The sequence below is a fragment of the Rhizobium alarense genome (assembly GCF_021555155.1).
In the GTDB taxonomy this organism is placed as follows: domain Bacteria; phylum Pseudomonadota; class Alphaproteobacteria; order Rhizobiales; family Rhizobiaceae; genus Rhizobium_D; species Rhizobium_D alarense.
Window position 1 is genome coordinate 1 of record NZ_JAKGBU010000062.1, and the last position, 9667, is coordinate 9667.

The following is a 9667-nucleotide window of genomic DNA, read 5'->3' on the forward strand; positions in this document are numbered from 1 at the left end:
GTTCGGTCTCCGTAAAGCGGGTGACGGAGACGACCGGGCCGAACACCTCGCGGCGCACGATCTCGTCGTCCTGCGTCGCACCGGCGACGACGGTCGGCTGGAAGAAATAGCCCTCGTCGCTGCCCGCCCGGCCGCCGGTGGTGATCTCGACATGTTTCAGCTCGGCCGCCCGCTCGACGAAGCTTGCGACGCGGTCGCGCTGGCGCTTCGAGATCAGCGGGCCGATCTCGTTTGTCGTATCGTCCGGGTCGTTGTAGCGGATGGTCGAGACGGCGGAGGAGAGGTCGGCGACGAGCTTTTCGTAGATGCCGTCCTCAGCATAGATGCGGCAGGCGGCGGTGCAGTCCTGGCCGGCATTGTAATAGCCGAAGGCGCGGATGCCCTGAACCACCGCGGCGAGGTCGGCATCGTCATAGACGATGACCGGCGCCTTGCCGCCGAGTTCCAGATGGGTACGCTTGACCGTCCTGGCGGCCGCCACCAGCACCTTCTTGCCGGTGGCGATGTCGCCGGTGATCGAGACCATGCTGACCTTCGGATGGTTGATCAGCGTGTTGCCGACGGTCTCGCCGCGGCCGAGCACGATGTTGACGACGCCCTCCGGCAGGATGTCGGCCAAGAGCTTCGCCATCTTCAGCGCCGTCAGCGGCGTCTGCTCGGAGGGCTTGAAGACGACGGTGTTGCCGCCGGCCAGCGCCGGCGCCAGCTTCCAGGCCATCATCATCAGCGGGTAGTTCCACGGCGCGATGGAGCCGACGATGCCGATCGGGTCGCGGCGGATCATCGAGGTGAAACCCGGCAGATATTCGCCGGCGACCGTCGCCTGCATCGAGCGGATGGCACCGGCGAAGAAGCGCCAGCAATCGACGATTGCCGGCAGTTCGTCGTTGCGGGCCGCATTGATCGGCTTGCCACAATTCAGCGATTCCAGCGCCGCGAAGGCTCCCGCGTCCTTCTCGATGGCGTCGGCGATCTTCAGGAGATAGCCGGAGCGTTCGGCGGGCGTCGTCATCGACCAGGAGACGAAGGCCTTTTCGGCCGCATCCACCGCCGCGTCGATCTGCGCGTGCGAGGCTTCCGGCAGGTCGAGGATCGTCGCGCCGGTCTTCGGGTTGAGGATTTTCTCCTCCGTCTCGGTGCCCGCCTCGAAGCGCGATCCGATCAGCATCTCAGTGTCCATGGCATGTCCTCCGTTGGTCAGGGGGGCGAATAGCGAGTAGCGAATAGGGCTGGCCGGCTATGCAGGCAGTTTGTCCCTATTCGCTACTCCCTGTTCGCTCGAATTCATTTTCCACCGCCGGCGACCTGGTCGCCGTCGCGCGTGAGGTAATAGGCGGCCAGGATCGGCAGGAAGGTGACGAGCACGACGACCATGGCGACGACATTCGTCACCGGCCGCTGGCGCGGCCGCACCAGTTCTTCCAGCATCCAGATCGGCAGGGTCGATTGCTGCCCGGCCGTGAACGTCGTGACGATCACCTCGTCGAAGGAGAGCGCGAAGGCGAGCATGCCGCCGGCGAGAAGCGCCGTGCCGATATTCGGCAGGACGATGTAGCGGAAGGTCTGGAAGCCGTCCGCGCCGAGGTCCATCGAGGCCTCGATCAGCGAGCCGGAGACGCGGCGGAAACGGGCGACCGCATTGTTGTAGACCACCACGACGCAGAAGGTGGCGTGGCCGAGGATGATCGTCCAGAACGAGAAGGGGATGTCGGCGAAGGAGAAGGCCGAGCGCAGCGCAATGCCGGTGATGATGCCGGGAAGGGCGATCGGCAGGATGACGATGAGCGAGATCGTCTCGCGGCCGAAGAACTTCGTCTGGCTGACGGCGGCGGCGCAGAGCGTGCCGAGCACCAGCGCGATGGCGGTGGCGATCGACGCGACCTTGACGGAAAGCGTCAGCGCCTCCCAGACGTCCGGCCGGTTCCAGGTGACGGCGAACCATTTGAGCGTCAGGCCGGGCGGCGGGAACTGGTAGCTCTTTTCCTCCGTCGTGAAGGCATAGAGGAAGATCAAGAGGATCGGCAGGTGCAGGAAGGCGAGGCCGGCGCCGGCGGCGATCTTGAGCCCGAGGGGGGAGGAGGCGGTGCGGTCAGAGCGCATCGAAAGCCCCCATGCGCCGGGCCATCCAGAGATAGAGGCCCATGATGACGATCGGCACGACGGTGAAGGCGGCGGCAAGCGGGATGTTGCCGGCCGTGCCCTGCTGCGCATAAACCGCCTGGCCGATGAAGAGCCTGGACGAGCCGATGATCTGCGGGATGATATAGTCGCCGAGCGTCAGCGAGAAGGTGAAGATCGAGCCCGCGACGATGCCGGGCAGCGCGAGCGGAAAGAGCACGTGGCGGAAGGTCTGCGCCGGGCTGCCGCCGAGATCGGCCGAGGCCTCGATCAGGTTGCCCGGCACGCGCTCGAGCGCCGCCTGGATCGGCAGGATCATGAAGGGCATCCAGACATAGATGAAGACGATGAAGGTGCCGGTATAGCTGATCGACAGCGAGGTGCCGCCGATGACCGGCAGCGCCAGCCAGGCGTCGAGCAGCCAGAGCAGGTTCACCTTTTCGAGCGCCCAGGTGACGATGCCCTCCTTGGCGAGGATCAGTTTCCAGGCGTAGATCTTGACGAGATAGCTCGACCAGAGCGGCAGCATGACGCCGAGATAGAAGATCGCCTTCCACTTTCCCTTCGCATAACGCGCCGCATAATAGGCGATCGGGAAGGCGATGACGGCGGAGGCGAGCGTCACCAGCGCCGCCATCACGACGGTCCGGAGGATGATGTCGAAATTCGAGGGGATCAGCAGTTGTTTGTAGGTCGAAAGGGTGAACTCGTAGGTCACCAGCCCGGAAAAATCGTCGATGGCGAAGAAGCTCTGTAAGAGCAGCGCGAAGAGCGAGCCGAGATAGACGACGCCCAGCCAGAGGAGCGGCGGCGTCAGCATCAGGAGAAGCAGGATCTTCGGGTTGCGCCAGAAGAAATCCGACAGGCGGCCGGAGGGACTGTCGCGGCGGGCGAGGATGGCGCTTTCGGCAATCGCGCTCATGCGTCGCCCTCCATCGGGTGCAGGTCTTCCGGCAGGAAGGAGAGGGTGACGGTGTCGCCCTCGACCGGGACGGGTACGGAGGCCGGCAGCATGGCGGCGATGCGCCCCCCGGCGGCCTCGACCGTCACGCGGTTCGCGGCACCCAGAAAGCTCGTCGAAACGACGCGGCCCGACACCTGCTTGCGGCCCGGCCCCGTTTCGCCGATGGCGATCGCCTCGGGCCTCAGGCTGGCGAAGGTCCGGCCGAAGCCGAGCGAGCCGACGACACCCGGCGGCAGCACGTTGGAGGAGCCGACGAAATCCGCCACGAAACGCGTCTTCGGCCGCTTGTAGACCTCTTCCGGCGTGCCGAGCTGCTGGATTTTTCCGTCGTTGAAGACGGCGATGCGGTCGGCCATCGACAGCGCCTCGCCCTGGTCGTGGGTGACGAAGACGAAGGTGATGCCGAGCGACTTCTGCAGCGCCTTCAGTTCCTCCTGCATCTGTTCGCGCAGCTTCAGGTCGAGCGCGCCGAGCGGCTCGTCGAGCAGCAGGACGCGCGGCCGGTTGACGAGCGCACGGGCGAGCGCCACGCGCTGCCGCTGGCCGCCGGAGAGCTGGCCCGGCCGGCGGGCGCCGTAGCCCGGCAGCTTGACCATGGCAAGCGCCTCCTCGGCGGCCTTCAGTCGCTCGGCCTTCGCCACGCCCTTGACCATCAGCCCGTAGGCGACGTTTTCGAGGATCGAGAGATGCGGAAAGAGGGCATAGTCCTGGAACACCGTGTTGACGTTGCGCCTGTAGGGCGGCACGCCCTCCGCCGTCTCGCCGAAGATCTCGATATGCCCGGCCGTCGGCTGCTCGAAACCCGCCATCAGGCGCAGGCACGTCGTCTTGCCGGACCCGGACGGCCCGAGCATCGCGAAGAACTCGCCCTCGGCCACCGCCAGATCCACGCTGTCGACGGCGCGCACGCTGCCGAAATGGCGGGACACGGACTGGAAGAGAACGGCGGTCATTCATGGGCTCCGGGTGTTGGGATCGGGGCGGGGAGACTCGTCTCCTCTCCCCTTGAGGGAGAGGATACAAAATCGAGGGCTTAGCCGGAGGGCGCACGCCCGGAGGCTAAACCTCAGATTTTGTTGGTGAGGGGGTGCGACCCTGCCTTCCCCCTCAACTGCGATTTCTAACACTTAGCTGAAGCTAAGATGTTGAAATCGCTTCTTCTCCCTCGAGGGGAGAAGAAAGGCCGCGCCTACCGCCCGCCGATCACGCCGATATAATCCGACACCCAGCGGTGATAGGGCACGCACTCGCCCTGGCTTTCGCATTTGGAGACCGGCGTCTTCCAGAACTTGATCTTCTCGAAGTCGTTGTAGCCGTTGTTGGCGCAGCCCTCGTCGGTCAGGAGCGCATTGCCCTTGCAGGCGGCCGGCACCGAGGGCACCGTGCCGAACCAGGCGGAGACGTCGCCCTGCACCTTCGGCGAGAGCGAATGCTCCATCCACATATAGGCGCAGTTCGGGTGTTCGCTGTCGGCGTGCAGCATGGTCGTGTCGGCCCAGCCGGTGGCGCCTTCCTCGGGGAAGGTGGACGCGATCGGCAGCTTCTCGCCCTTCATCAGGTTGACCTGGAACGGCCAGGAGCCGGAGGCGACGACGCCCTCGTTCTTGAAGTCGTCGATCTGGATGAAGGCGTCGTGCCAGTAGCGGCCGACCAGCGTGCGCTGGACGCGAAGCAGGTCGAGCGCCGCCTTGTACTGCTCCTCGTTCAGCTCATAGGGGCTCTTGATGCCGAGTTCCGGCTTGTGGGCCATCAGGTAGTTGGCGGCGTCCGCCACATGGATCGGGCCGTCATAGGCCTGGATGCGGCCCTTGTTCGACTTGCCGTCCGGCAGCGTCATCTCCTCGAACACCACCTTCCAGCTGGTCGGCGGCGCGTCCTTGAAGGCTTCGGTATTGTACATCAAGACGTTCGGGCCCCAGACATAGGGCGTGCCATAGTGCACGCCGTTGACCGTGTGCCAGGGCGCGTCGCGGAGGCGCTCGTCGATGCTCGACCAGCTCGGGATGAGGTCGGTGTTGATCGGCTGGACCCGCTTGCCGGCAACGAGGCGAAGCGACGCGTCGCCCGACGCGGTCACGAGGTCGAAGCCGCCCTCGTTCATCAGCGCGACCATTTCGTCGGAGGTGGCGGCGGTCTTCACCGAGACCTTGCAGCCGGTGGTTTTCTCGAATTCGGTGACCCAGTCGAAATTCTTGTCCGTCTCGCCGCGCTCGATATAGCCGGCCCAGGCGACGATCGAAAGCGCGCCCTCGCCGGCGCCCAGTTCCTTCAGCGGCTCCTGGGAAAGCGCCGAGGTGGCAAAGGCGAGCGAAAGGGTGAGCGCGGTGCAGGAATGCAGGAATCGCTTCATGTCAGTCTCCCGGTTTGATCCGCCATTCCGGCGGTATTGTTCCCGGAGAAAAAGGTGCCGCGCTTTCGCCGCTTTCGCAAATTCATTAATCAGAAAGGAGGTATCGGTTTTTCCGAATGCCAAGCGGATGTTCGCATTGCGCCCTCGAGTTGGTCGTTCGGCCTTCTGGCCGCGTTTCTCGAAAGCAGCCACTCGCCGCAATTTGACAGAAGGTCTGGAAAGAGGCGGGAAGCGGGAGTTCGCTATGGTAATTTCAAACGTTTGCTTTCGGAAGCATGCCCTGGCAAACCGGCATAAGTCAGAAAGAGACGGCGGATTTGCGACCGCAAGCGAGTGCAAAAAAGTCAGCAGATGCATCATGTATTTGACCGACGTCGACCACGCTCCCTTCCTTGCTGCTGGCCGGTGCCACATTGATTGGCGTGCCGTGTCCACAAGCTGGATTGTAGAAGTGGCTGAGGCTGTGTAGGTTTGGCTGAGTAACTCAAAGGGCCATCGTCTTGCGTATATCGAGAATTAAAATCAAGAATTGGCGGAATTTCCGAAGTGCCGAGGTAAAAGATGTCTCGGATGTCGTTTACCTGTTGGGACCAAACGCGTCAGGAAAATCCAACTTTCTTGACGTGATGCGGTTCCTTCGCGATCTTGGAAAATCGAAAGGCGGTGGACTTCAAGAAGCTGTTGAGGGACGGGGCGGAATTTCGAAAATTCGGTGCTTGCATGCACGAAAAGATACAGAGGTTCTGATCGATATCGATGTTGTCGATAAAGAGGGATTGGGCGGTTGGAATTATATTGTAGGTTTCAATATTCCGAGCTCCGGGTTTGAAAAGAGCCGTCGCGCATTCATCACGAAAGAGATCGTGAATCGTATTGGTCATAATGGCGAAAAAACGAACTTACTACAACGCCCAAATTCCGAAGATAGTCGAGACGAGGACCAGCGTCAGCAAACCTATCTTGAGCAGGTTAATAGCAATAAGCAATTTCGCGCTCTGGCGGAGTTCTTTGGATCAATAACATATTACCATCTAGTTCCTCAGCTTCTCAAATTTGGAGACGAAATTAGTGGAAGAACTCTTGAAGATGACCCATTTGGACAAGAATTTTTGTTGCGTGTCTCCGCAACGCAGGAGAGAACACGGAATTCTCGGCTGAAGAAGATAGAAAAGGCATTAAGATCAGTAGTCCCGCAAATGGAAGACTTGAAATTTCTAAAAGACGATGTCACTGGTAGGCCACATCTAGAAATAAAATTTAAGCATCATCGTCCGCGCGGTGCGCGACAAAGAGAAGATCAGTTTTCCGATGGAACTCTTAGATTGATAGCGCTTTTTTGGCTGCTGCAAGAAACGGGAGAATCACCATTGCTACTTGAGGAGCCAGAGCTTTCACTTAACGAAGAAGTCGTACGGCAATTGTCGTATTTAATAGACACTGTACGACGTCGGAGGTCGGGTGGTTTTGGACGGCAAGTCTTCATCACTACTCACAGCTCCGCCCTTCTCTCGAATCCTGGGATTGATTCAGATGGTATAATCGTCATCGAGCCGTCAGACGATGGCTCAAGTACTAGAAAGGTAAATGAAGCTGAAAACGCCGCTTTGTCGGTTGGCCTCTCTCCTGCTGAGGTAGTACTTCCGCACGCACGCGGTGTCCCTCTGGGTATGCAGATGAAGCTTGATCTATGATTGCCTACTACTGCGTCGAGGATCCTTTGAGTGGAGCCGTCATTGTTCGCCTGCTCCACGACTTACTTGGCGAGGTGTATTTGACAGAGCTTCAGTCAAGCCAAGGTGGGCTCGGCTGGATAAAGAAAAAATTCGAAAATTACTGCACACTCGCTCAGCATTACCATGTGTTCATTTTAACCGACCTCGACCGTGCAGGATGCCCACCGGCTCTCAGAAAAAGTTGGATTGACTACGCCAAACTGACTGAACCACTTCCAAACAAAATGAGTTTCAATATCGCGGTGACTGAAGTCGAAGCATGGCTGCTGGCAGATCACGGCAACTTAAGCAAATACCTCGGAGTACCGACTCATGCGCTGTCGGACAAGACACAAGTCGCCGATCCGAAAGAGTACCTGCTACGTTGCGTTAGACAGCATGGAAACCGTCAAGCAAGGGCTGAACTGCTACCAAATGGCACCGCCAAGGTCGGCCTCGGTTACAATGCATTCCTCAGCCGATTTGCTAGGGAGCATTGGGACTTTAGTGGTGCTGCCCAACGGAACGCCAGCCTTCATCGAGCGGTCGAACGGATAGCGGCCATTCGGCGGGAAGCTTCATAACTGTTGGGCGCACGGTCAGAAAGTATCCCAACGTAAGGCATGATTGTGACGGCAAAATTTGCGTTCTAAACAACCAGCTCGTTGCGCTAAAGCCTCCTGGCCCGTTACATTGATCTCAACCAGACCTGAAGCTTCCATCGCGCCCTCCCGAAATTCGACGTTAGTGTAGGCGCTGGCGGCGGCAGCTTCGGGCCTTAAAAGATCGGCGGGCAAGACCCAATTGACTGTGCCCTTGGTGGTTCGGCTCCCAAACCCCGCATGTGTCCCGTGCCAGCCCCGAAGCGGACATCCCCGGAAAGGCCAATAGTCGCGGCAGCGAAACCCTACCGCCCCCGCCCACTCCTGAGCGCCTCCGCCAGCCCGACGAAATCCCGCGCCGCCTGCGGCAGGCTTGAGCCCTTGCGCCAGACCATGCCGACCTGCACGACCGGCAGCGCGCCGGAGACGTCGCGGCTTTCGAGGCGATCGCCTTCGAGCGACCAGGGGCGGTAGACGAGGTCGGGCAGCAGCGCGATGCCGGCGCCGGTGGCGACGAGGCTTCGCACGGCCTCCACCGAGCGGGTGCGGAAGGCGACGTGGGGGCGGGCGCCGAGTGCGGAGAGCAGCTTGCCGGTGTTCTCCTCGATCTCGTCCACCGTCAGCATGATCAGCGGTTCCTTCGCGATGTCGTCCACCGAGATGATGTCGGCGGCGACGAGCGGATGGCCGATCGGCAGCCAGAGCCTGTAGGGCGAGGTCTCGATGATCTCGGCCTGCAGCGCCATGCGGTCGCGCAGGTTGGAGATGACCATGACGGCGACGTCGAGCTCGCCGCCGACGAGCAGGTGTTCGAGATAGGAGCCGTTGTCCTCGATGGCGCTGACCTCGATGCCCGGAAAGGCGCGGCGGTAGCGGGCGAGCAGGTCGGAGAGCACGTAGCCGGCGACGAGCGACGTGACGCCGAGATTGAGCTGGCCCTTCTCCGCCTGCCGGTTGTCGGAGAACGAGCGGCGCGCATCCGAGACATCGGCAAGGATCTTCGTCGCATGGCGCAGGAACTGGTGGCCGTTGTGCGTCGTCGCCAGTCCGCGCGGATGCCGGTCGAAGAGCGCGACGCCGAGGTCGGATTCCAGCTCCTGGATCGCCTCGGTGATCGACGATTGCGAGATCGACAGGTGCTGCGCGGCGCGCGTCACGGAGCCCTGTTCCGCGACGGCGACGAAATACTGCAACTGGCGAAGCGTGAAGGCCATGGCGGGAGTTAATCGCGCGGAGGCGCGTCACGCAAGACGGCGGCGGCGCGACGCTTGCCTTGCGGCCGAATGCATTGTCTAACCGTGGCGCGGCGGGCAGTGCCGGCGGGAGTGGAATCAGAGATGCTTACAACGGATATGTTCATCGTCTTCCTGGCGACAACCGCGATCTTCGCCTATGTGCCAGGCCCGGCGATGCTCTACGCCGCCGCGCAGACGATGGCACGCGGGCGAACGTCCGGCCTGATGGCCGTGCTCGGCATCCATGTCGGCGGTTATGCGCATGTGTTGACGGCGGCCGCGGGCCTGTCCGTGCTCTTTCATGCGGTGCCGATCCTGTACACGGCCGTCAAGCTCGCCGGCGCCGCCTATCTCGTCTTCCTCGGCATCCGGCTGTTCCGCACCGGCGGGCCGGCCGACGAGGCGCTGCCGCTGGCCGGGCCGAAATCCGCGGGCAGGGCCTTCGTCGAAAGCGTCGCCGTCGAGGTGCTGAACCCGAAGACGGCGATCTTCTTCGTCGCGTTCCTTCCCCAGTTCACCGACATGTCGAGCGGCGTTCCCGTCTGGCTCCAGTTCGCCGTTCTCGGCGCCATCGTCAATGCGATGTTTTCCTCGGCCGACCTCGTTTGCGTGCTGCTTGCCGGCGCCGTGATGCGCCGTCTGAGACAGTCCGGCCGCCTGCAGCGGCTGATGCGGCGCGCGGGCGG

9 protein-coding genes are annotated in these 9667 nt (G+C 61.8%); 3 read left to right on the top strand and 6 right to left on the bottom strand.

Going from position 1 to position 9667, the window contains the following annotated elements; translation table 11 throughout:
• The 5 genes from LXM94_RS18160 to LXM94_RS18180 all read right to left on the bottom strand — a co-directional run.
• On the bottom strand, positions 1-1180 hold a 1180-nt coding region (locus LXM94_RS18160), incomplete at its 3' end, for a gamma-aminobutyraldehyde dehydrogenase (RefSeq protein WP_235772881.1).
• Positions 1181-1284: 104 nt separating this feature from the next.
• A complete protein-coding gene (locus tag LXM94_RS18165; protein ID WP_235772882.1) occupies positions 1285-2100 on the bottom strand; it encodes an ABC transporter permease in 816 nt (271 codons plus the stop codon).
• Entirely contained in the window at positions 2090-3040 is a 951-nt protein-coding gene (locus LXM94_RS18170) for an ABC transporter permease (RefSeq protein ID WP_235772883.1), read from the bottom strand. The genes LXM94_RS18165 and LXM94_RS18170 overlap by 11 nt, the downstream gene beginning before the upstream one ends.
• Positions 3037-4035 (bottom strand): ABC transporter ATP-binding protein, encoded by a 999-nt coding sequence (locus tag LXM94_RS18175; protein ID WP_235772884.1) that lies wholly within the window; start codon positions 4033-4035, stop codon positions 3037-3039. Before LXM94_RS18175 ends, LXM94_RS18170 begins: the two co-directional genes overlap by 4 nt.
• Positions 4036-4271: 236 nt before the next feature.
• Positions 4272-5432, bottom strand: coding sequence for an ABC transporter substrate-binding protein (locus LXM94_RS18180; protein ID WP_235772885.1), 1161 nt, complete (start codon positions 5430-5432; stop codon positions 4272-4274).
• Positions 5433-5932: 500 nt separating this feature from the next.
• Here LXM94_RS18180 and LXM94_RS18185 point away from each other — a divergent pair, with 500 nt between their 5' ends.
• Together LXM94_RS18185 and LXM94_RS18190 are read left to right on the top strand one after the other, a co-directional pair.
• On the top strand, positions 5933-7123 hold the full coding sequence (locus LXM94_RS18185; protein WP_235772886.1) for an AAA family ATPase: 1191 nt from the start codon (positions 5933-5935) through the stop codon (positions 7121-7123).
• Positions 7120-7728, top strand: coding sequence for a hypothetical protein (locus LXM94_RS18190; RefSeq protein ID WP_235772887.1), 609 nt, complete (start codon positions 7120-7122; stop codon positions 7726-7728). Before LXM94_RS18185 ends, LXM94_RS18190 begins: the two co-directional genes overlap by 4 nt.
• Positions 7729-8051: 323 nt before the next feature.
• Here LXM94_RS18190 and LXM94_RS18195 read toward each other — a convergent pair whose 3' ends face one another.
• On the bottom strand, positions 8052-8960 hold the full coding sequence (locus LXM94_RS18195) for a LysR family transcriptional regulator (protein ID WP_235772888.1): 909 nt from the start codon (positions 8958-8960) through the stop codon (positions 8052-8054).
• A 123-nt stretch (positions 8961-9083) separates the two neighbouring features.
• On the opposite strand from LXM94_RS18195, the gene LXM94_RS18200 reads away from it, so the two are divergent.
• Positions 9084-9667 (top strand): LysE family translocator (locus LXM94_RS18200; RefSeq protein WP_235772889.1); only part of this gene is annotated, 584 nt, incomplete at its 3' end.

Coding starts and splice junctions, on each gene's coding strand:
- LXM94_RS18165 (WP_235772882.1), bottom strand. CDS start 2,100: ATGCGCTCTGACCGCACCGCCTCCTCCCCCCTCGGGCTCAAGATCGCC.
- LXM94_RS18170 (WP_235772883.1), bottom strand. CDS start 3,040: ATGAGCGCGATTGCCGAAAGCGCCATCCTCGCCCGCCGCGACAGTCCC.
- LXM94_RS18175 (WP_235772884.1), bottom strand. CDS start 4,035: ATGACCGCCGTTCTCTTCCAGTCCGTGTCCCGCCATTTCGGCAGCGTG.
- LXM94_RS18180 (WP_235772885.1), bottom strand. CDS start 5,432: ATGAAGCGATTCCTGCATTCCTGCACCGCGCTCACCCTTTCGCTCGCC.
- LXM94_RS18190 (WP_235772887.1), top strand. CDS start 7,120: ATGATTGCCTACTACTGCGTCGAGGATCCTTTGAGTGGAGCCGTCATT.
- LXM94_RS18195 (WP_235772888.1), bottom strand. CDS start 8,960: ATGGCCTTCACGCTTCGCCAGTTGCAGTATTTCGTCGCCGTCGCGGAA.